At 49.3% G+C, this 24,597-nt stretch carries 13 protein-coding genes; all 13 read right to left on the bottom strand.

Annotation, left to right across the window (positions count from 1 at the left end; translation table 11 throughout):
- Nucleotides 1-222, bottom strand: a 222-nt coding sequence (locus ABE504_RS28690) for a glucuronate isomerase (RefSeq protein WP_430095453.1), incomplete at its 3' end; no start/stop codon positions are given.
- Nucleotides 223-242: 20 nt separating this feature from the next.
- Nucleotides 243-2,333, bottom strand: a complete 2,091-nt coding sequence (locus ABE504_RS28685; RefSeq protein WP_430095451.1) for a glycosyl hydrolase 115 family protein — start codon at nucleotides 2,331-2,333, stop codon at nucleotides 243-245.
- A 76-nt stretch (nucleotides 2,334-2,409) separates the two neighbouring features.
- Nucleotides 2,410-3,735 (bottom strand): ABC transporter substrate-binding protein, encoded by a 1,326-nt coding sequence (locus tag ABE504_RS28680; protein WP_430095449.1) that lies wholly within the window; start codon nucleotides 3,733-3,735, stop codon nucleotides 2,410-2,412.
- Nucleotides 3,736-3,856: 121 nt separating this feature from the next.
- Nucleotides 3,857-5,419, bottom strand: a complete 1,563-nt coding sequence (locus ABE504_RS28675; RefSeq protein WP_430095447.1) for a response regulator transcription factor — start codon at nucleotides 5,417-5,419, stop codon at nucleotides 3,857-3,859.
- Nucleotides 5,420-5,442: 23 nt separating this feature from the next.
- Nucleotides 5,443-7,146, bottom strand: a complete 1,704-nt coding sequence (locus tag ABE504_RS28670) for a cache domain-containing sensor histidine kinase (RefSeq protein ID WP_430095444.1) — start codon at nucleotides 7,144-7,146, stop codon at nucleotides 5,443-5,445.
- A 69-nt stretch (nucleotides 7,147-7,215) separates the two neighbouring features.
- A complete protein-coding gene (locus ABE504_RS28665; RefSeq protein WP_430095442.1) occupies nucleotides 7,216-8,055 on the bottom strand; it encodes a carbohydrate ABC transporter permease in 840 nt (279 codons plus the stop codon).
- Complete coding sequence (locus ABE504_RS28660; RefSeq protein ID WP_430095440.1) at nucleotides 8,052-9,011, bottom strand: carbohydrate ABC transporter permease; 960 nt, start codon at nucleotides 9,009-9,011, stop codon at nucleotides 8,052-8,054. Before ABE504_RS28660 ends, ABE504_RS28665 begins: the two co-directional genes overlap by 4 nt.
- A gap of 239 nt (nucleotides 9,012-9,250) precedes the next feature.
- Nucleotides 9,251-12,586 carry a right-handed parallel beta-helix repeat-containing protein gene (locus ABE504_RS28655; RefSeq protein WP_430095438.1) on the bottom strand — a complete coding sequence of 1,112 codons (3,336 nt, stop codon included), beginning with the start codon at nucleotides 12,584-12,586 and terminating at the stop codon, nucleotides 9,251-9,253.
- Between the two features lie 327 nt (nucleotides 12,587-12,913).
- Entirely contained in the window at nucleotides 12,914-13,954 is a 1,041-nt protein-coding gene (locus tag ABE504_RS28650) for an SGNH/GDSL hydrolase family protein (RefSeq protein ID WP_430095436.1), read from the bottom strand.
- 208 nt (nucleotides 13,955-14,162) lie between these two features.
- Complete coding sequence (locus tag ABE504_RS28645; protein ID WP_430095434.1) at nucleotides 14,163-20,177, bottom strand: S-layer homology domain-containing protein; 6,015 nt, start codon at nucleotides 20,175-20,177, stop codon at nucleotides 14,163-14,165.
- 334 nt (nucleotides 20,178-20,511) lie between these two features.
- Complete coding sequence (locus ABE504_RS28640; protein ID WP_430095432.1) at nucleotides 20,512-21,819, bottom strand: MFS transporter; 1,308 nt, start codon at nucleotides 21,817-21,819, stop codon at nucleotides 20,512-20,514.
- 38 nt (nucleotides 21,820-21,857) lie between these two features.
- Nucleotides 21,858-22,964, bottom strand: a complete 1,107-nt coding sequence (locus ABE504_RS28635; protein WP_430095430.1) for a flavin monoamine oxidase family protein — start codon at nucleotides 22,962-22,964, stop codon at nucleotides 21,858-21,860.
- Nucleotides 22,965-23,075: 111 nt separating this feature from the next.
- Nucleotides 23,076-24,464 carry a PLP-dependent aminotransferase family protein gene (locus ABE504_RS28630; protein WP_430095428.1) on the bottom strand — a complete coding sequence of 463 codons (1,389 nt, stop codon included), beginning with the start codon at nucleotides 24,462-24,464 and terminating at the stop codon, nucleotides 23,076-23,078.
- Nucleotides 24,465-24,597: the final 133 nt, after the last annotated feature.

Below are 24,597 nucleotides of genomic sequence, written 5' to 3'. Positions count from 1 at the left end.
TTTGGACTCCTCGACGCCGTTAGCACGCATCAAACGCCATTTGTAGTGATCGCCATACAGCCAAGCTTCCGTAATGTTGCTGAATTGTTTATTCTCATAAATTTCTTGGGGGCTGAGGTGACAGTGATAGTCAATAATCGGAAGCTCTTTGGCGTATTGATGGAATAATCGTATGGCCGTTTCGTTCTTTAGCAGGAAATTTTCATTTAAAAAGGATTTCATTTCTGTTCTCACTATCCTCTCTACAGCCCGAAAAACTGCTGCAACTGCGCCGCCAATTCATCATCCGACAACGGATTACGGTGCGTATTCTCGAGATAGATGTACTTCTCCGTCTCCGGCATGAGATATTCCTTGTACCATAAGAAAAAGTCCGGGCTATCTCCTTGCATCCGCAAGAACCGGCGAAGCGTGTCCATATTATCCACTGTGCTTTGCACATTGGTCAGCCAATCTGCGCTGTAGAAGCGTTCCCATTTGCCATGCTCGGATTCACGGAGCGCCTGCAGTCCGCGCTGATAGCTCCACATCGCTTGCGAAGCGTGTACGAACGCCTGCGGATACTGGCCCTGACTTGCCGCCGCGAACGACCGGCACAGCCAGAAGAAGCCTTCCGCGCCCGACTGGTGCAGTACGCCCTGCAGCCGCAGCTGGTCGATCACACGGCTGCGATCGTCCTCCTGCAGATGCTCGACCAACTCGTCGCACCGCTCCAGCCAAGCCGCCCAGCTTGCAGCTCCCGCTTCGCACCGCGCCTCGTACCGGCGCACCTGCTCGGCAAAAGTCTCCGCCCCCGGCGCCGCCCAGATCAATCCAAGGTCCAGCTCGCCGCTCCGGCCCTGCAGCCAGTGCCCGACGATACGCCGCGCCGGGTGGTGATAGAACTCGTCCCCGGCCAGGTCGTCGGCGTTCGGCCCGTACGGGATTGCCGCCTCGCTGTAGCTGCGGTACAGCTCCGCAATCTCCGCATGATGTCCCGCATAGTAGTGAGACGTGAACTGACGCAGATGCTCCGCGGTGTCAATTTCGCCGTGCTGCCACAGCTCGCGAAGAATATCGAGCGTGTAGACGTGCATGCGAATGTTGCCGCTATTCACAAGCACGTACTCGTTTGCGCCGGACGCAAAAGCCCCTTCCACTTCCTGCTTCAGGAAATCGGCGCTGCCCGGGAACATCGTAAGATGGTTCGACGCCTGCAAATCATGGAACGTCACGTGGTAATAAATGCCGTGACGACCTCCATCCCCTTGTGCCGGCAAAGCCGGAACTCGCAGGTTCAGATTGCCGTGCCGGCGCGACACCATTTTGCCGTAACCGTTATCGGCCCAAATTTTAATAACATCAGGCGGCATTTTAACATGACCTTCCTTATACAGCTCCGCGATTTCCCCGTACAACGCTACACATGCCACAGGATCGGCGACCTTCTCGCGAATCATGTCATACTGCCGCTGAATGACGTAAGAAATCATCCCGCCGCGCTTCTCCGGCGTATCGAAGGAAGGATCGTTTTCCCAGAACGGCTTGTCGCCCTGCCCGCGGAACGAGAGCACCCACAGGATGTTATCGTCCTTCTGCTTCTCAATCGCCTCGCGCCACAGCCGCTCGAACAGCTCCGGCGCCTCCTTGTAGCTGGCCGAACGGCCGGTGTAGGCGCGCAGGAACATTTCCGCGCCCAGAGGCTCTGCATGATGATGCGTCAGCCACAGCCCCATCTCCGCCGCAAGCTCGGCATGAACGCCGGTTTTCGGCAAATCCGTGCCCGGAATGACCATGTTGCCGCCGCAGCGAAGCAAAGCCTCGAACACCGGCAGCCACACCTCGCGGGATGGCGGGTACGGCTCTTTCCAGCCGATGAGGCATACCTCATCGTTCACGAACCAGCCGCGGAAGCGGACTTTGCTGGTTGGTGCGTCGTACGCTGTACAAGGGACCTCAACCGTCTCACGCTTCACGATGGTTTGATCCGCCCAGAACCAGAAAGGCTCAATACCCAAATACACCCTGCTCACATGTAAAATGCCGTATACGAACCCCAAATCATCCCGCGCCGCAATCGTAAGAACTGCCTCGCTCGTCTCGGCCGCCGCCGAGAAACGAATCGCAAACGCCTCCGGATGCGGCGGACATGCATCGCCATCCACATCTTGCCGTACAACAATCTCCGCCTGGGCCGGGCTATCGACCAGTTCAGGTTCCACCCCCAACACCGCAGCGAAATCGCGAAACAGCATCCGCAGCGCATGCTGCACCGGAGATGTCTGCTCCATCTGTACGTGAATCCGTACTGCCCCCTGCCAGCGCACAACCTGGTCTGAACTCCTCTTTTCCATCCTGCCCACGTCCTCTCCGAATAAAAAAACCATGGCGCCGTCGTCCGAAGCGACAACGCCATGATTTCATCTGCCTTTATTTTTTCACTGCATCATCGTATTCTTTCGCTTTTTTCATCATCTCGTCGTACGCTTGCTCCGGCGTTGCTTTACCGAACATTAATTTCTCTACGATCTTTTTGTAATCCACCTTGAAGTTGCCCCAGCCTTGCGGCTCCGCAACGAATTTTTGCGCAGTCGGTGCAACTTTATTAATGAATTCGAGCGACGTTTTGTCTGCTGCACTAAACGTTGGAGAAAGCGTGCTAACAACTTTCGCATTGCCCGGAATGCCACGCGTCAACCCGAGTGTTTTGCCGGCTTCCTGATCATTAATAAACCACTCGACGAATTTCTTCGCTTCCTCTTGCTGTTTCGAACCGGCGTTTACGCTCCAGAACATGCCTGGTTTGAGCCAGCCTCCTGCCTGAGCAGCTTTAGGAAGGCTTGTAAATCCAAAGGAATCTGGTTTAAGGGTGTTGATGGAACCTACAGAAGCGGAAAATAGATGTCTTGCAATTGCGTTGCCATTCACGACGTTATCCAGCTTCGGATCGAGTTCTTTATCCGTTACCGTCATGTCAGGAGGCGTGACGATTCCAGCCTTCCGCAGCTCATCCTGCTTCGTCATATATTTAATCCATGTATCCTTATCAATGGTAAGCTTGTTATCAGTAAACACCTGACCTTTACCTTGACTCAATTGATAGGCGGTATAATCGTAGAGGTCGGAGCTTTGATCTGCGAACACATACTTATCCTTGCCTAACTTCGCTTTGGCTTCCTGTCCAAATTTGTAGTAATCGTCCCACGACCAATCCCATGCTGGAGCACTTAGCCCAAGCTTCTCAATCACCGTCTTGTCGTAAACCATTCCGAAAGCTGCAGTACCGAGTGGCATCGCGTAAAGCTTGCCATTCACTTTACCAGACTCGATGAGGCCTTTGTCCATGTCAGCCACGTTGATGCTGCCGAGATCGGCAACCAAGTTACGAGCCACATATTCGTTCAGGTAAGCGGCATCCATCTGAATGATGTCCGGTGCATTTTTCGCTGCAAACTGCACGCCCAGCTTATCGAAGTAGCCGTCCCAACCGGAGAATTCGCTTTCAAAAGTAACGTTCGGATGCAGCGCCGTATATTGGGTAAGCGCTTTTTGTGTCGCATCGTGGCGTTCCTGCGAGCCCCACCATGCAATCCGCAGCTTGACAGGCGTTGTCGATTCTGCCGCTTTTTGCGTCTCCGCCGGCTTGGCCGAGCTGCTTGGTGTTGCCGAAGACTCGGAGCTGTTATTGCTGCCGCAAGCCGATAGTGAAGCCATTACCACAAGTGAAACCGCTGCTGTTAATAGTCTTTTCTTCATTGGTAGAATCCCCTCTCGCATATGTCGAATTTACATGTTTATCGTAACGCCGAAAGGTGAAATGGTACATGAGGGTATCGAACTCATTTCTTTCAGTATTTCAAACTAAAGCGCGAAATCGTTATTTTTTCAGCAAATCGCTCGGGTTCATCCCGCAGTATTTCTTGAATAGCGTGCTAAAATACGGCACATTCTGGTATCCGACCTGCTCGGCGACCTCATAAATCAAATAATTGCCCTCCAGCAGCAGCGCTTTCGCTTTCTCGAGACGCACCCGAATGACATAGTTCATGAACGTTTCGCCGGTCACCTTTTTGAATAATTGGTTTAAATAGTTTTTGGAAATGAACAATTTCCCAGCTAGCTCGTCCATCGTCAGATCGCTGGCATAGTGCTCGTGAATGTAGCCGATCATAAAATCTACCGCCGCCTTATGCTTCTGGGAAATGACCGGCTGACGCTTGATTCCGATCGTTTTCACCTTGGCATTCAGGTAGCTCTCGAGATCGTGCCGATTCATCACAGTATCTACGATCGCGATCGCAGCACCGTTATCTTCCTCTTCCGTGATCGCCATATCCACCTGTCCGGCCGCATACTGCAGTAGCGTCCACAGCTCGGTAGCGAGCACCTTATAGAAAAGCTTGGTATCTCCACCCAAAGCAGCGGCCTCCTGCTTGTCCATGTATGCTTGCAAATGGCTCCATAAGTTTTCTTCACTGTTTCTTTGCAGCGCATGAGAGAGCCTGCGAACAAGCTCCATCGCACCTTGGCCTGGGGAAGATGCGTTCAACGCTTCGAAGGCTTCATCAACGGAAGCTTTCAGATCGGTCCATCTCGATTTACGCTGACCGAGCCCAATTCTGACCGTTAGCCCCAGATAGCGCTGCATACTGTCCGTGACCAGCTCCGTGAAATGGGCGAGCCGTTTCGCTAAGCTCTCCGGCGATTCCTCGCGGGAAATGTGCAGCACAAAAGCTGAATAGGCGCCAAGCAACCAAACGAATTCAGCCTCCGGCCATTCCGTTAACGTCAGTTCCTTCGCGACATTGGACATCGCAAAACGGAACAAGTGCCAATCTGCCACCGAAATATCGGTGATGCGGTCGGTTTTGACCAGTTCAACCACGGCTGTCAGTTGGTCGCGGTCTTCCCAGTGCGAGCGGGGGCCCGGCAGCTTCAGCTCGGCGGCGGCATTCGCCTGCACGGTGCCGTTCAGCAAACCGGCCAGTTGTTCCGAGGCTGTCTGCTTCTCGTAATTTTGGACAAACGAAATGAGCTTCTTTTTCTCCATATTTTCCAGATAAGAGTCTTCCAGCCGGCCAATGGTGCGAAACAGTACCTCACGAATCTGATCCACCGTAATCGGCTTGTTCAAGTAATCGTCGACGTCGAGCCGAATCGCTTGGCGAGCGTACTCAAAATCCGTATATCCGCTATGAATAACGAATCGCCCGGCAAAGCCTTCCCCGCGCAGCTTCTCAATCATTTCAATCCCGCTGATGCCGGGCATATATAAATCCGTAATGACAATATCCGGCCCCACGCGGCGAACCAACTCGAGTCCTTCCTCACCGTCGATCGCTTCCCCGGCAAACTCCGCATCCAGCTCCGCCCACGGGATGATATGCCGAAGTCCGCGCAGCACTTGAAAATCGTCGTCGACAATGGCAATTTTCCACATTGTTTGTCAGCTCCTTTAAGTCCCTATTTTTCTGAGATTGGAAAAAGAATATCGACCTGTACGCCGCCTTGCTCTCGGTTGACGAGGGATAGACGATACTGCGAGCCAAACAGCGCATCCAGCCGTTCCCGAACATTGCGCAGCCCGTAGCCCCCGCGCTTTCGCGGCTTATGCTGCCAATTGTCGGCGAGTCCGCGGCCGTTGTCGGTAATCTGCACATGCAGTTGATTGTCCTCGCGAGAGATGCGAACCCGGAGTTCTGCCGCCCGAACGCCATGAAAGCCGTGCACGAATGCATTTTCAATAAAAGGCTGCATCATCACTTTCGGCATCAAGCAATCTTTGGCGTCATCGTCAATCTCCACCGTATACGTCAGCCGCTCCTCCCAGCGAAGCTGCTGAAACTTCAGATAGCAGTCGATGTGCGCAATCTCTTCCGACACCGCGACAAGGCTGTCCGTGTTCGTCAGAACCAGGCGGAACATGCTCGCCACCTGCGCCAGCATCGCACTAATTTTGTCCTGCCCGGCTTCGATTGCCGTCCAATTAATCTGATCCAGCGTGTTATATAAAAAATGCGGATTAATCATCGTTTGCAGCGATTTCAGCTCCGCCGCCCGCTGCTGCTTATGCTTCTCGTCCAGCGAATCGTACAAATCCTCGATCCGGTGCGTCAGCTTGCGATAGCCATGAAACAGTTTGCCGAACTCGTTCGTGTAGTCGGTCGGCAAGGTCTGGGCTTCGCCGGGCGAGAATTCGCCCATCGCACGTACCAGTTGGTTCATCGGCTTCATGAACCGGCGGGATAGAAAGAGCGTGATGAGCAGCACGAGCACGATCGTCGAGACACCGAGCAGCAGGAACAGCTTGGCCATGCTTTTGCTGCCCTTGGTCATTTCGTTCCATGAACTCACCTCGAACAGCGTCCACTGCGCATCCGGCGACTTTGCCCAGACAAAAAAATCGTCGCCGGAACGCAAAGAACCGCTCGGTTGGACCATTTCGCCGTTCAGCGTCCGGGTAGCGGCCTGCAGGTTAGCTTCCTCGCCGGAATGCGCAATCAACCGGCCAGCCGCGTCCAACAAAGCCATTTTGGCCATGTCGTCCTCCGAGGAGATCAGTTGCTTGATGGAGCTGACTTTAATGTTAAACACCATCAGGCTGTAATATTGATTGCTATTATTAATCACCTTTCGCGCGAAACTTATCACCGACTCTTCACGCCCGTTGGAGATGATCGTATGCTCGCCAAGCCAAGCGCTGTCCGTATCCACAATGCTGGCGTACCAAGGCTCCTGCTGCAGTTTGCTGAGCGTATTAAACGTCACTGGCGCTTGCGTATCGGACGTGAAGGGATAGTTGGCGTAAACATGAATCGATTGTAGAATCGGCGTTCCGAATACAAGGTAGTTCAGCTGGCTTCTCAGCTCGTTCTCTACGCGCAACCGCTCATAGGCATCACTGTCCTGCAACCGATTGTAGAGAAGATCCAGGTTTTTGGCCGCCGTTAAGGACGTTTGTTCGATGCCGATGAGACTTGTGCTCACCTTTTTGCTCAGTTCGTTCAGCAGTCGCTGCTGATAGTAGGACGTGTTGCTCGCCACCTGCCTGGACGTCCCCGAATAGCTGACCGCGCTCACAATGCCAATAAGCAAGATGATAATAATCGCCGAGCTAAAAAAATAAACCCCGGTAATGCGGTATGTTTTAAATGGATTTTTCAGCATAGCCGTTCCTCCGATTATGATGCAAAGAAAGCTGCAGCACAGGCAGCAGCTTCCTTCATATGCTCAAGCTTATCCTTTTAACGCCCCCGAAGCAATCCCTTCCACAAAGTGCTTTTGCGCGAGGAAGAAGATCACGACGGCAGGCAGCACCGATACGAGCGACATCGCCAGCATTTGTCCCCACGGCACTGTACCTTGCGAATCGATGAACAACTTGAGCGCCAAGTTAACGGTGTATTTATCGACCGAGTTGATGTAAAGCAGTTGACCGAAGAAATCGTCCCAGTTCCAGAGGAAGCAGTAAATGCCTACCGTCACGAGCGCCGGCTTCGTGAGCGGAATGACGATCCGCCAATAGATGCCGAACCAGGAGCAGCCGTCCATTTTAGCCGACTCGTCCAGCTCTTTCGGAATGGAGCGGATGAACTGGACCAACAGGTAGATAAAAAACGGTCCGCCGACACCGCCAGCCAACAGATGCGGCACGTAAAACGGCAAGTACGTATTGATCCAGTTCAGCTTGCTGAAGAGCACATACTGCGGCACAATCGTAACCTGCGTCGGCAGCATCAGCGTGACCAACAGGATCGCAAACCATATTTTACGAAGCGGAAAATCCAACCGGGCAAACGCGAACGCGACAAGCGAGCAGGAGATGATACTCGTAAAAAGGACGCCTGCAATGAGCTCCACATTGTTCCAGTAGAACACGCCGAAATGATAGTTCGGCACGGAAACCCAGCCCTCGGAGTAATTCGACCAGTGCAACGTATCCGGGAATAAGTTCGGAGAACGCATTTCATCGTTGGTTTTCAACGAAGCGCCTAGCCACCAGAAGATCGGATACATCATAAGCAAACTGAAAATAATGAGAAGGAGATGTGTGAAGCTTTTGCGCTGTGCGATCATTTCCCCTTTCCTCCTTGCGTTTCATAATACACCCAGTATTTGGACGTCGCGAAAATGAGCGCCGTTACCAATGCGATGATAACCAGCAAGATCCAGGCCAGCGCGGAAGCATAGCCCATTTGGAACTTCGAGAATGCTCTCTCATACAAGTACATCACATACACGAACGTGGAATTGACCGGCCCGCCGTTCGTAATGATGAAGGCCTGTGTAAACATCTGGAACGAGTTGATCGTCGACTGCACGAAGTTGAATAGCAGAATCGGCGACAACATCGGCAGGGTAATCGTGAAGAATTGGCGAAATTTGTTTGCTCCGTCCACCGAAGACGCTTCATAGAGATCCCGCGGAATCTGCTTGAGACCGGCAAGGAAAATAATCATCGCGGAGCCGAATTGCCACGCCATCAGCAGTACGAGTGTGCCGAGCGCCGTATCCGGATCTGCAATCCAGGACTTCCCGTGGATGCCGACGAGCGCAAGCGCTTGGTTGATAAAGCCGTCTTTGCTGAAAATATTTTTCCATAGAATCGACACAGCAATACTTGTCCCGATCAAGGAAGGGAAGTAGATCATCGTCCGGTAAAAGGAGATTCCCTTGATGTTCTTGTTCAGCAGCATCGCCACGAGCAGCGCGGCAATCAGCTTCACCGGCACCGAGAACAGCACGAAGAGCAGCGTTACTTTAATCGATTGACGAAACGTATCGTCCTCTGTCAGAATTCGCTGATAATTCTGGGTGCCAAGCCAATGCGGCGCATCCAACAACGAGTAGTTCGTGAACGAGTAATAGAGGGACATCAAGATCGGCCCCAGGGTCAGTAAGAAAAAGCCAAGCAGCCACGGAGATAAAAACAAATATCCGGCTACAGGCGATTCCCAACGGCTCAAAAACGGGATTTTTACTTTTTTCTTGCCTGCCGGCAAACTGTCCGTTTGCAGTACAGTACTTTTCATCGATAGCTCAACTCCTGTTCAAAGCGCTAGTACGTACTTGTCGCTTGTCGTCTATATTTGTATTATAAAAGGCTTCGCTCGGCGGTTACATTATGCATCGAATGAAGTTCTTTCACTATTTCACACGAATTTCTTCAGCGCTTATTGATGATAAGACCACACTTTTAAACAAAATGATGGCGCTGCCAGTTACGGCAGCGCCTCAGTGTTCTTACATTTTTATTGTACAGGAGACCTCTTTACTGACCTACTTGAACATAGTCGATAAAGGCTGTTCCTGCATTGACATTATCGGCGTAGAACTGAATCTTGCTCACATTCGTTACCGCGGTACGCAGTGCAGCTCCCGCTACGACCTGCGTACCATTGATATAGAAATCAAATGTGTCCGTATTTGTATTGAGGACTACGGCGATATCGTACCATGTGTTAGCAGTAAATGGTTGAATCGTCGTCAGTGTGCTTCCTTCAAAGACTTGAATGTTTCCTGCATTGAAGGCTACGGAAATAGGTTTATTACCAATGCTGTCGTAGATATACGGGAGACTGAAGTAGGTTGAGATATCGCCTCTCATCACACGGTATTTCACGATTACTTGCCCGCTTAAAGGAGTAAATGTTCGGTACATCCCCGTCAATCCGCTCGTATTGGGCTTATTGATTTGAGCGCTATGATTGGTTGAGCTTGGGTTTGCGACAACTGTAACCGAATTGCTGGTGTTGGCGTTGTCAATGGTCCAGCCAGACGGTGCCGAACCTACCGTATCGCTATCAAAATTATTGTTAATGGTATAGGTCGCAATGGTTGGCGCGACGGCTGACGGCTTCCCTACTTGAATATAGTCGATATAAGCTGTTCCTGAATTAGAACTATCTGCATAGAACTGGATCTTGTTGACACTGGATACCGCGGTACGCATTGGTGCTTCAGAAACTACTTGTATCCCGTTGATATAAAGATCAAAGATGTCAGTAGCTGTATCGAGCACCACTTCGATATCGTACCATGTATTAGCAGTGAAGGGCCGAAGCGTCACCATTGTGGCTCCTTCATAGGCTTGAATGCTGCCGTTATTGAAGGCGACGGATATCGCTTTATTACCTGCGCTATCGTAGATATACGGTAGACTGAAAAACGTTGATGTATCGCCTCTCATTACACGGTATTTCACGATCACTGGCCCGCTTAAAGGCGTAAAGGTTTGGTACATCCCCGTCAATCCGCTCGTATTGGGCTTATTGATTTGAGCGCTATGATTGGTTGAATTTGGGTTTGCCACAACTGTAACCGAGTTGCTGGTGCTGGCGTTGCTGATGGTCCAGCCAGACGGTGCCGCCCCTACCGTATCGTTATCGAAATTACTGTTAATGGCGTAGGTCGCAATAGTTGGTGCGCTTAGAGTCGTGGCTGCAGCCGTATTGCTCACTGATGAAATGTTGCCCGCCGCGTCCTTTGCATACACGGCATAATTGTACGAGGTCGATGCCAGCAAGCCCTTATCCATAAACGAGGTCGTCGAACCATCCGTGATGCCGACTTGTGTACCATTGCGTTTAATCAGATATTTAGCCACGCCTGCATTGTCCGTTGCAGCAGTCCAGCTCAGGTTGATTTGTTTGTTGGACACGGCAGTCGCCGCAAGATTGGTCGGTACCGTGGGCGCTTGTGTTTCGCTAGTTGCTTGCGTTAAAGCCGTTGATGTATTGCTTACCGGTGAAATATTTCCTCTTGAATCCTTAGCATACACCGTATAGCTGTACGAGGTCGATGCGGTCAAGCCTGTATCCTTATACGAGGTTAAGCCCAATGTTGTGCCAACTTGCGTTCCGTTGCGATAAATAAGATACGCAAACACGAACATATTGTCCGTCGAAGCGGTCCAATTCAGATCGTTTTCGTTGTTTGACACAGCAGTCACCGTCAAATTGGTTGGTGAAGTTGGTGATGTTGTGTCGCTATAGTATTCATTTGCCCCGATCGCTGGGAGACCGTTATATAAGGGATTTGCCCAGAAATCCACGCCTCCATTGCCCGAAATGGATGCGCCAGCATTGCTAACGGGAGAAGTCGACTGCAATTGATAGCCCCCCAAGCTATACAATGCCGGTCCTGATGTTGCTGTAGCCGTACCGCCCGTTCCAGGGTTGACAAACTTCGGATCACCAACAACCGCATGGGTATCCGTAGCTGGAACACTTACATTGTTGTAGCTGTTGTAGCTATAGGTAACTCCGCCTCCGGTAGCCAAATTCGCACCGCTTACTGTGGAATCAAAGATATTGTTCTTGAACGTATAGGTACCTCCGGTATTTCCGCTTACAAAATAAGTGCCCTTGTTATTATAAAAGGTGTTGTTGTAAATCTGCACGTTCACGCCAGCGCCCGAAGCAAGATGAATATCACTGCTGGTTTGGTTTTCGAAGATATTGTAGCGAACTACAGCAGTGCCCCCGAAGCCATTGAAACAAGTTTGGCAAAGGAGAACTCCCTCTCCGTTATTGTGCATGTAATTGTATTGCACAGTGATATTCGTTGTGGCCAAGTCAGGATCAATGGCGTTGAAATCAACGCCGCCAGATGAACTTTTGACTGTATCGCGCACATCGTTTTTCTCGACAACTACGCTATCGCTTTGACCCAACTCGATTCCACAAGTCCCTACGTGATTGATCACGTTGTTTGAAACCGTGCCGTACTGAACGTCTTCCAAGAGCATGCCATTGGAACCGAAGCTGTAATTGGAATTGTCGATGTAATTATTCTGGATCGTGATATTCGTAAACGGAGACCAATTGGTGTCAGTGGCAGACGAACGTTTGCCCCAGTTAACAAGTGTTGCACCTGATTTGTCACCGAAATACTGTTTCGTGGTAATCCCTGAGAATGAATTATTTTCAATCCTTGAATTTTCGACCACAATGTCGTTAAAGATGCTTTTTATAGGGTTCGTGGGGTTGTTTGTGCCGGCATTGATTACGATTCCACCTGTATTCTTGGCAGCATCCCATCCGTTAGAACTGACCCATAAAACCTCGCCTCTGACATCGTGAACGTATACGTTATTAATACGAATATGGTTCAATGTGCCGCCGTAATCGACGCCATAGACATGAATGCCTCTGAAGTCGCCTACAGTAGTCGCGGTATTCGTGACTTCCAAGTTGTTGATTTCCCAATACTGCTGATTTTGCAGAAGCACGGCATCGTTGGTCAAACCATTTGCTTGGATTAAAGGTTTGCCGCCTGATGCATCTCCGTACATGTCAATGACAATTGGGGAACCGCTTACACCTGATCCCAACGGATGGAGCATGCCTGTCCACATCTCTCCGGCGTGGAATAAGATCTTATCTCCTGGATTAAAAGTCTTGCTATTCACCTTACTGAGTGACTTCCATGCCAAAGATGGAGACATCCCGCTGTTATTGTCGCTTCCGTTAACCGAATCAACATAGTATGTGGTGCTCGCCGCATGTACAATTCCCGCGGGTTGTAAAGTGAAGAACAACAATACAGCCAAAATGAAAGCGATTGCAAATGATTGCGTAAACTTTTTAAATCGAATCGTTAACATAAACCTCAATCCTTTCTTGGCATATTTACAAAAAGATTCATTCTCACATCTTTATCAAACACACGCTTCCAACACGAGTTCCCTTATCAACTCCCTTCGAGCTTTACTTTAGTGATCCATCAAAAAAGTGTATAGCAGGGGATCGAACGTAAATGTTTCAGTTTTCAACTAAAATCTTGCAAAATCGGATGTGCTTTGAAGTGTCCGTCTATTTCAGAAGATTTGATGAATAATACAAAAAGGCCCCTCGGCATGTGCGCCATGGGCCTTCACTATTTGAGTGTTGCGATGGGTCTTTCGATTGATCCATGAATTCTAAAGGTCACTTCATGGATATTGCTGTTGTGTGAAAGGCAGGTTTAAGTACGGCTTTAAAATTGGAACCAATTGCTTAGCAGCCTTCGAGTGTCCTAAACGAGAGGGGTGAACACTAAATCCGGTAGATTTCTGTACATAATCTACTGTAGTGGTTGTTCCATACCCTTGAAGCCAACCTGCCGTATCAACATAGTGAACCTTGGCATCGCCAGCAACAATTCTGGCTTCTACAGCATTTTGAACTTCAGTCTCAAACCATCCATTAAAAAGTCTTAGTCCGAATATCTCAGCATCGGGATATTTTCCCCTAAGGTTTGTCAAAAATACAATGTAACGACTTTGGAACAAAGCCGGATCAATATTGCTGTAATGGTCGTTTGAGCCAAGGTTCACAACAATGGCTGCTGGCGTATATGTTGAATGGTCCCAGTCTGAATTTGTTGTTGTGTAATTAGGTGTTTTCAGTTTGAAGTATGCCGTTTCCATCCCTGAAGGAGACGATCCGTATCCATCTACGAGTGCTATACCGGGATCCGAAATCTGAGTATGCTCAACGCCTAATAAGTCGCTTGCCAACCATGCGAAAGCATCTCCGTCTCCATTTGGATTGTCTGCGCCAGTTGTAATTGAATCGCCGATGAATTCGACAATCTTATTTTGAGATATCAAAGGAGCTAACGTTTCCGCTTCTGGGTCAAGAATCAAACCTTGAAATACAAGCTCCATCTCATCGTATTGAGCTGCGACCTTTATGGAATGCGTACCCGGAAGGAGTTCATCAGGTGTTAAATTTACGGTTCCATTAACATTGTGGAATAATTTATCACCAGTATTGTCAATGTTCACAAGAAGAGAGGTTGATTTGTTCAAGTTGATTTTTACGCTCGTCCCTGTGAATCTGACTTTTAAATATGCCCCTCCCCAATAACTGTGATAGTAACCTGGGTCACTTCTATCCCACCGGCCATAATACGCTATATTAGAGTCTCCAGGTGGTATCTCAGTAGGGCGGCTGTTATCTCCCGGAACAATGTTTCTCAATTTCTCCATGTCTCCTCTTCGTCTCTCCCTTTTTTCTCGTGTTACTTTATCGTACTGTTGATGGATAGTCAGGTATATAAGGGACTTGCATAAAAATCTTTCAGTATTGAATTAACCGTGTGTTTTCGATAGAAACGAAATCCCCTTACTCGCTAATTGCGATGTAAGGGGATTCTTAGCCGGCAGAAGGACAAAGTGTCCTGCTTGACGTTAAATTTTATTTTTGCAACAGATTAAATAGAATTTGCGCACTTTCAGCCCGACTCATGAAGTCCTGCGGCGCAAAAGCATTGCTTTCGCGACCGGAGACAAGACCTAAGGCTTGTGCGGCGCTTACGGAAGATTGAGCCCAGGCTTGAATCTGCTCGCCATCGCTGAACGAGCTTGACGGCTCGGCAGACGCTTTCTTGCCCTTCATCACTTCATAAGCGCGAACGATCATGACGGCCATCTCTTCACGCGTAATAGCAGCGTTAGGAGCAAATGTCTGAGCGTCACGTCCCTGCACGATGCCTGCCTTGCTTACCGCAGCAACAACTCCGCCATACCAAGCGTTAGCGTCCACATCAGCGAATGCGGGTTGTAGATTGCCGGTGACTTCCAGGCCTAGCGTACGGGCAATCATGGCCGAGAATTCGGCCCGCGTCACTTGCGCCTGCGGATTGTATTGCGTTTCGCTGACGCCTTCAATAATGTGCTTCGCGGCCATTACTTTGATGACATCATGAGCCCAAAACGTATCATTTACATCCGTGAAGACCTTGTTGTATTCCAAAACGGCATATGGACTCAAATGAGGAATCTTGGCACTAATGAAGCCATTTGCAAGCGTGCCCCCCATGTATTCAAGCTTGCCGTCCGGCGCGATGTAATAGACGCCCAACAAATCGGGGTTCGCCTTCGGATCTACTTTAAACGTGAGCACGATAGGCTCGCTGAGCGTCGACACTTTTACTTCGCTGCCATCTGCAGCAACGACATGCAAACTAAGATCATAGAGCTCACCAGCTAGCGCGATCTTCGTCGAGTTGCCAGCTGTGCCCTGATTGATTTGGGTGGTGATTGCATCCTTGGAGGCTGGCGTAATCGAGAATTTGATCTGAACTTCACCCGCTTGCGACTTTTGAATATCGTTAAGCAACTGACTGGAAAATTCAACCGTCAAGTTATTCTTGCTTAAAAGCAGACGGTTGTCGTTAATCACACTCGAAAGATTGTTTGGCAGCAGTACCGCTTCTTTGCCTTCTTGCAAGGCGACTGAAATCGTACCGTCCTTTTCCACTTTTAAATCGTCCGCCTTCACGATCTGAATCGGCGTCGTATCCGGTTCAGGCGTGGATGTGACAGGCGTCTGCGGTGAAGATGGCGTCTCTGGCTGCGGATCCGAAGTAGAGGAATCGTTTCTTGGCAGCACGATGACAGTCCGCACGACTTCCAATGCTGCATTGCCCGCAGTGTCGCTCACATTGTAGTGGTACACATAGGTTGCACCGGTCACCGTGTTGATTGTATCAACAACATTCCCGCCATACGTAATCGTCGTCACAATCAGACCAGTGATGTCTCCGTCACGGTCATCCGTTGCTATGGCACCTGCATCTGTATAAGCCGTTCCATTCGGTACCGTTACGACCGGATTGCCAAGCAGCGTGATCTCTGGTTTTGCCGTATCAGGATCTACCGTGACGTGAATGGTGCGGATGACTTCCAGCGCCGCGTTCCCCGCCGAATCGCTCACGTTGTAATGAACGGCATACGTCGCTTCGGTCACTGTGCTGATGGAAGGAACAACATTCCCTCCATAGATAATGGTCGTCATGATCGAGCCAGTGAGGTCTCCGTCATGGTTGTCCGCGGCAGTCGCTCCCGCATCGCTGTATACGGAGCCTGTCGCCAAATTGATCGTCGAGTCACCAATCAAGGTAATCACAGGTTTTTCCGTATCTGGAACATTCAAAGCTGTAATCGTTCCTTGTCCAGCAGCCGTTTGCGCTGCACTGCCTTTCGCCAGGGACACATTGAAAGCAAACGCTCCCGCAGATCCCGCAGCAGCCGGTTGGAACGAAGTCACATTCACTTGTCCTACAACCGCCCCCGTGCTGCTCAAGCCATCCAAACCGCTAATCGTTTGAGTCAGCCAAGTTTGTACTTGCGTTGCATCAGAAGCTGCGTCTATGTGATAGGTGCCGGACTCAATGATACCTTTAGCAGCCAGAACGGCTTGTTGGTCTGCGGCATCAGCAGGCGTACCGAAATAGGCTTTAATTCCATCTACATAGAAATCTCCCGTACCGTCCGAAGCAAAGATCAACAAGCGATCCAGCGTATTGTTCCAAGTCCGCAGCGGCTGGTTCTCGAGGACCTTCACACCGTTTATATAGAAATCAAATGTACCGGTATCCAAGTTCACAACATTGCTGACATCATACCAGGTATCGGCTGTGTAAGGAGCCGCATTCACCACGTTGGAGCTGCCTCTTACATTATGCGTCCGGATTTGGCCGGCATTGGTGACAATCGTCGCCATCGGGTTAGCAGGAACTCCATCCGTTCTAAATGCGGAATCGATATAAGAATACAAGGCATACTGATTGCTGCTTCCCGCTCCCCGTTTGAGACGCATATTGATCGTAAACCGGCCGTCTGCCCCAAGCGCTGCATTGTTGTAGACGCCAAAATAGCTGCCGGTGTTCCGCTTCATATGCAGCACCTTGTTGCTCGGATCATCGGGGTCTTGAACGATCTCCAGCACATTGCCGCTAGTGCCGATGACTCCCCACAAGTCGCTGCCACTAAATGCCCCATCGGCATAGCTGTTGAAATCGTCGGCAAAGAATACTTTATAAGCATCGTCTCGCAGCACGAAGTCAAACACATTCCCGCTCTCGGCCTTCACCGTGACGTTCTGTTGGTCCTTCGACCGGTAGTTGATCTTCGAAACTGTTAAGACGTAACCCTCGCCAACAGGAGCACTCAAGGTGTACTGCCCGGATGCATTCGTCGTCGTTGAAGAAATGACATTGCCATCTTTCGTAATGGTCACCGTTGCATTGTCCAGCGGTCCGCCGTCCCGAATGGACACGGTACCGGTCACGGTGCGGTTGCTGTCCAGCAGCGCCCCCACAGACAAATTAACCGCTCCGGTGCTGTCTGTGATCGTGATGGCTTGGCTTGAACCTTCGTAACCAATCTTTTCTGCGATGATGGTATAGGTCCCATTGTCAACGCCGGTAAATTCATAGCGTCCCTCGGCGTTCGTCACACCGCTTTTGTACGTGTCAGTGCCTTGTTTCATGGTTACTGCGACGCCTTCCACTGCTTCTCCATACGCATTAGTCACAATACCTGCCAAGGTGCCGTTAAAAGTGAATTCAAACAAGCCGATACTTGGCGGACTTCCGACTTGTACGCCGGCAACGTCCAATCCGTTGGGCTGCACATTGATTTCAGCAGGCATATCTCCGTAGACCACACCGTTGCTAATGAGCGGCGAGCCAGCTTGCAATTTAAGGGCAGTCCAGTCCAGGTTGGGAGCTACATGCTCTCCATTGTTTGGCAGCGTGTCGTAACCCGAAGGGGCAGCACCAGCAAACAGAGGGTCACCAGATCGGTAATTTGCCCCTAATTTCGCAGGGGGTGTTACGTTATAAAAATGGTTGGAATTCGTTGTACCATAACTGAAATTTGCAGAACCGGTAAATTTATCGCTAGAAATAGGTGTGGTGCTATAAAATTCATTATTTCTTATATACCATTGGTCGTTGTTGCCACCACCACTGTTAATGAACGTGCTTGGCGTTTTCTTATCTTGATAAATAATATTGTTGTAGATCTGAATTAGTCCGTCTCCCGTCGAATCCCGAAGAACGATACCGGAGTTGTCTTTAATCAGATTGTACCGGGCGATAACCGAATTGTATGCGAATCCGCAAAATAGAATACCGTCACCATTATCATGGATGAAATTGTATTGGATGATAATATCTGACGTCCAGCCATCAGGGTCAATCGCATTGGAATCTCCGCCGCCGGCCTTCTGCCGTGAGCCCCATACCTCATTTAGTTGAATCGTCCCATTGTCAACATAGTAGAGTTCGATGCCGCAAACACCAGGATTGCGTATGGTATTGCCTTGAACCAGGACGTCTCTGGCACTGGTGATGTATACCGCGTCGTTCGCATAATCGGAGCCGCCTTGGTCAAAGGTATTATTGAGCACCTGAATATTCTGATGCGGCGCCCATGCCGAATCGAAATAAGTCGGCGGCGTATTGCTGCTGCGGGCAGCCCAGTCGTTCTGCGCAGTGCCGCCGTTGCCAATGGTCAGCGATTCTTTACTCCATTGCTTGATTGTAAAGCCGCCGAAGGAGTTATTATCCAACCGGCTGTCCTGCAAGGTAACATCTTTAAATGTCGTGGGATGAACACCGTCGCCTAGCATGGTCTCCATCAGGATTCCCCCGGTACGCTTGGAAACGTTCCATCCGCCCCTGCCGATAATACCGGGATAAGCGAAATTGCCGCCAATCCACCGAACAAACCCGGTGACATCATGAATATATAAGCGCTGCAGCGTGAAGCCAGTGAGTTCCTGGCCATTATCGCCTGAAATGTGGATACCTCGAAGATCCCTCAGCTTGCTTCCGTTCCCGTCTGCAGAATCATCGCGAGTGCCTGTAAAGCCTGCAACCGTGTTGGAAATCTCCAGGTCTTGAATGGTCCAATACTGTTGGTTATGCAATCGGATGACATTGCCGACATTTTGATTCAAGTACGCCGTCTGCGTAGTACCGCTGGCATCTTTGTAATTATCTTTTACATTAGCATCAAAATAAGGATCGTCGTAAGTTATGCCATTGCCTTTCAGATAAGGCCTCTTGCCTGTGCCATATTTGCCGATGGTAATCGCGGCCTCAGTTGAACCCGAACCCTTCGGTATTAGCGCAACGTCCTCCCACACGTCCCCGGCCTTAAAGAAGATACTGTCCCCAGGGATGAATGTTTCTGTGTTCACCCGCTCAATCGTTTTCCAAGGTTGGCTTTCGGTACCTGGATTACTGTCATCTCCGCTGTTGCTTACATAATAAGCTTTTGGCGTGGTATGCGAAGGCAGCGATTTCGTGATCTTCACAAAATACGTCATCGTCGTCTGACCATCCGCAGCCGTGAGCGTAACCGGAATCGTATTGTCACCTTCCACCAAAGAGACCGTAGCGGTATAAGAAGTATCGCTTTCTTTGGTCGCTGCTTGGCTGTTGACGGTCACGCCGGTCACCGGCAGCGAATCGTTTATCCCTTTCGCATTGGTGCTTTGGGCTTGCGGGTTAATTGTCAGATTAACCGAATCTGCGGTGATATCACTTGCACTGTACGTCTTGGTGCTTTCCGAATACGTCAAAACGATTGACCCGCCGCTACCCGCTGCCGTGATACTGCTCACAGCGGCATTCTGGATAGGCTGACCACTATAGATAGACAGATCGTCAAAGTCAATATCTGCATTGGAACTGGTATCAAGGATTTGCAGCCCCAGGAGGGCAAACCAATCAACCGTACTGCCGGAAGCAGAATATTCCCGCATATCTTCATTTTTCTGATACAGTTGGCCATTCACATAAAAATCGTATTTTTTGGTGCTCAAATTGCCCACAAGCGTGAGGTTGTACCATTTGCCTGCTTCCATGAGAGCACCTGAATTTTTGTGATTGCCCTGTGGTGTACTGCTGTAGTAAGCATTGTTAATTGTCCAAAATCCCTGGCTGATTGCGACTACGCCAGCGTTTGGCCGGTTGGTGTCCCACGAGGCCAAAGCTGTCTTGAAGGAACTTTGGCTATTGAAGATACGCAGTTCAGGATAAGAATTCGTTGCGCTAACGCCAACCATCCGCCGCACGCGGAGATCCATCGTGACCGTCCCCGTCTGCTGGGCCAATGGCGCCGTGTTGTATACGCTTACTTTCCCTTTATTGCTTCCGTTGTAATTCTGCAAGTGCAGATATTTGTTCCCGTCACTTTCTTCCTTGATTTCTACTACGCCGCTGTCGTTCTGGTTGTAGACGGTCCAAAGGCTTCCTAGCAAACTGCCGCTGCTGTAGGGCCCTGTGGTGTAGTTAAAATCTTCATGCAATGGGGCTTCTTCTGCTGCCGCCACAGCCGGATTCCCGGCAATAAACTGTAGTGTCATACCGAAACAGATCAGCATAAATAGAAAGCCGTATAAGGCACGTTTCAAAATTAAACACTTCCTTTCATCCGTTTACATTTACCCCCAATACCCTGCCATGCCGTCATAGCCAAAATCGTATCTGCGTTGAACCTCCTTCTTTTCTGTACTTCCTTCCAGCCAAGACGGAAACAGGCTCATCGGGGCCTGACCAATCAAGCACAGTATAGTTAAAAATGTAGAACGTTTACATACGGATTCGAACAAAAAGTCTTCACTTTATCTCGAAAATACGGTCGACATGCTAAAATACGATAAGGGAATCCTTATGAATGGATGAAATAAAAAGAAGCCTCTGCAGTCAGCCCGCAGAGGTTCCATTTTCAACTCCGAATTATTAGAATCATGCCTCTCTCCGGGACCACAAAACAATCGGTATTAACAATAAAGACAAAAATCCCCCAGCTAAAGCGAGTGTCGAATAGCTGGACTGAGCCACAACCATTCCAGACAATGCACCTCCAGATGCTCCTGACAATGCAATCAGAACGTCCACGGTTCCTTGTGTCTTCGCCCGTATTTGAGGCGTAGTCGCATCCACGATTGCAGCTGTCCCGCTAATTAAACCGAAATTCCACCCTAATCCGAGAAGCGCAAGAGCGAGAATGAGATATCCCATTGAATCACCTGGTGCAAGTGCAGCCAACAGACCAGCCAAAAGTAAGGTAACGCCTGATGCATAGGACATCGGCTTACGTCCGTACTTATCGACGAGAACCCCTGTGAGCAGCGAAGGCAAATACATGGCAGCAACATGAATACCGATTACGATCCCAACATCACCAAGCCCGTGTCCATGATGCTTCATATGAATCGGTGTCATGGTCATAATGGCTACCATGACAATTTGAGTTAGCACCATAACCGATGTACCCACGAGGATTCCTCGTTTGTTAAGGCTCGCTTCCTGCGAATGGAGTTGCTGTGTGTTACTCTGACTATCTTTGATGCGTTGCACTTCTGCAATGCGCTTTGCCACGATTAAAGGATCAGGTCGCAGGAAAATGAACAGTACCAACCCCGCTACCGTATAAGCGACAGCTGCCAGCATAAATGGCCCGGACAATGCAGGAGCACCCATAGAAACAGCTATCCAACCCGTAACCGTCACGAGATTCGGTCCGGCAACCGCGCCAAACGTTGTGAAAACCATGGCCGCACTAATCGCTTTGGCCCGCCCCGTCGGGAGTGCCAAGTCCGTACCGGCATATCGTGCCTGCAAGTTGGTAGCGGTGCCTGCTCCATAGACCAGCAACGAAAGGAATAGTAGGGCTATATTATTAAAGACGGCTGCAAGGACGACACCCGCAGCTCCAAGACCGCCTGTGAAGAAACCCGCAGACAGCCCTGCACGACGCCCCAAGCGTTGAGACAGACGGCCGACGATTAGCGCCGCGGCAGCAGAACCTAACGTAAACATGGCAGCCGGAACTCCGGCAAAGCCGTCTGTGCCAAGCATATCCTGCGCTAGCAGAGCCCCTACCGTGATCCCAGCCGCCAATCCAGCCCCGCCAAAAATTTGGGAAGCAATGACGACGATCATTGTTCTTTTGTGCAACTGACGCTGCTTCTCGGGAGAATCCACATAAATCTTCAGAGATTCCTCCATGCCTTCTATTTTTTCCTTCACGATCGACGTTTCGCTCGACATCAATCTATTCCTCCTATTCTATATAAGAGCACAGGGAATTAAGTTTTATTTTTCGTTTGAATAATATCGAGAGCAGCCTTTTCTGCTGACTGAAGGGCACCTTCCAGATGACCACCGAATTGCGAATTTGTCTCTGTTCCGGCAAAAAGCACTTTCTTCTCCCATACTCCCGTTACCCGAGGTTGACCATACAAAGGATAATTCATAAGCGGTTCCAAGTCTTGCCCAACAGCAGTTTCCGCATCTTCCGACCAATCCTTGTAAAGAAAAGCTCTTACCTGCTCAGCCGAAGCTCCAAAAAGCCTTATTAATTGCTCAATCACCGTCTTTTTTATTTGGTCTTGACGCATTTCATGGCGTACTTCTGCCGGTATGCCTAAGAAGCCAAATAATGCTCCAGAGCCCTGATCGGGAGAGGCATCATGGATTTCCTGCAAGGGTCCTACCCGACTAGATACAAACCCGGAAAGTCCTGAGTCTCTCCAAAAAGGACGATCATAGATGATAACCGCCTTGGCCTGCCCTGCCATCCACGTAGGTTTGCCCACAAGGTCATCCATCAGATCAGGGGGCAGTGGAGGAAAGAATTCAATCTGCCGCGCCACTATTCTAGGCGGCATCGCAAGAATCACAGTGTCTGCTGAAATTTGTGCAGTCTTTCCATCTGCAAGGGTTGCTTCAACCTTTACAGCACCTGTTTTATCCAGCCGAATGGCTGTTACTCGTGTTCCTAACTCGACGATACTGGAGGGAAGCGTATCTTCAACCGCATCAACAAGCGACTTCACCCCTCCTGTGAATCGAATCGACCTCTCATTTGAATTTTCTGGAAGTATATATCGCTCTGGGAGTTGATTGGGGAACCGTTCCAAAAGCATTGCCCCTTTGGTGTACTGAGTGAAGGTCTTCAAATTCAATTCTTTTACAAGATTGGAGATCTTGCTCTCATACTGCGGCCAGAACCATGTCGGTCCCAGATCAAAAATCCCTAAGTCAGGTCTATTCAGGTCGGAGGCGCTCAATACCCTTCCCCCAATCCGATCCCTAGCCTCCAGTACTCTGCATTTGATGCCATGTGAATGAAGTAAAGACGCTGCCCGAAGGCCGCTTAATCCAGCTCCAACAATAACAATAGAAGTGCACATCACGATTCCTCTTTCCTATCATGAGGATTGCCTGTTATCCTTCAACAAGTTTGCCCCATCATAGCACACGAAAAAAAGCCATACAATAATTAAATTGTATGGCAAACAATATTATGCAAGCTCATCAAGTACCTTTTGAAGAATGATTAATCCTTCCTCCAACTCCTCAAGTGTTTCTGGTGCGCAAACTGCAATCCTTACAGCCCGCTCTGGAGAACTATTTCCAACGACGAATCGATCAGCAGCATACACTTGTACTCCCTGCTGCGCGGCTAACCTTTCGAACTCAAAACCAGTCACCTTGCTTGGTAACAGCAGCCAACGGAAATTGCTTGTTTCAGCTCCAATGCAGGTGTAATCTGCTAAATATCGGTTTACCAGTTGGTTTCTTCGAATGGCTTGTTCCCGATGCCCCTTAATGATCAATTCGAATTGGTTAGATACAATCGTACGAGCTGCCAATTCTACAAATAACGGCGAAACTGAAACATTTAAATTATAAAGCGCCTTTGACATTGAATCCTTGAATTGAACCGGCACTGCGACATAGGCTAACCGTAACGCCGGTGCGATTATTTTCGACAAACTCGCAATGAAAATGGTCTGTTCAGGCACAAATGAGGCAACTGGCGGAAGCGGTTTTTCACTAAGGAGACTATATGACGTATCTTCTAAAATGAACTGATTATACGTTTTGGCGATAGCTGCAATCTTCTTTCGATTCTCTACAGACATGATATTAGCTGTTGGATTATGGTAATCCGGGATCACGTAAATACCTTTAATATTGTCATTTTTACATGCATATTCCAACGCAAATGGACTCATTTCATCGTTTTCTGATTTTATTGGTACGATTTGTATACTCAGCATCGCTGCAACCGTTTTTAGACCAGGGTAAGTATGCGTATCGGCACCAATGCGGTCTCCGGGCCTGCATAGACTCGCAAGAGCTGCAGCAATAGCATTTTGAGCGCCATTCGCAAATAAAATGCGATCGACTGTTGTTATAAGGCCACCTCTTCGGATGAGTTTGAGCGCCGCATCCTTTTGCCAAAGGTTTTCTCCAGCTCGACCATAACCAAACCATTTTTCATAATCCGTCTCTTGCAACATACTTTTAAGTTGGAGAAGCAGTGGCTCGTATGAAGCATTATCTGGTAGTGTTGCTCCCATTTCAATTAAATGACCCGGCTTGGTATCTTCGAGTAAATAAGCATTCGATAAAGCATCATATGAGACATATGTCCCACTGCCAACCGCTGCACTTAACAAACCTTTTAGCTCGCACATTTTGAATGCCTTGGAAATGGTGCTCAAATTCAAGTCTAAATAATCGGCCAGCTCTCGCTGCGATGGAAGCCTTGTTCCAGGTAGTAAAACTCCGTTAAAAATATCCTGCTTCAACTGCATTGCGAGTACTTTATAGATAGGTTTTTGGGTTTTATCAATCGAAGGCTTCCAGCTCATTGGATAGTTATCATAAGAATTAATCGGCATGATCTGCATCCTCTTCATATGGTGAGTACAATAAAACTTCTTTGCAAACAGCTTATCATAAATAAGTTTAACGTAATTATATGTTCAATAAAAGCGTGTAAAAAAAACACTACAACTCCCCCATCCCGAAAAA

It is taken from the genome of Paenibacillus oryzisoli, assembly GCF_050467285.1.
GTDB classification, from domain to species: Bacteria; Bacillota; Bacilli; order Paenibacillales; family NBRC-103111; genus Paenibacillus_E; species Paenibacillus_E oryzisoli_A.
The sequence above is the reverse complement of the archived record's forward strand: the minus strand, read 5'-3'. Positions and strand labels throughout refer to the sequence as shown.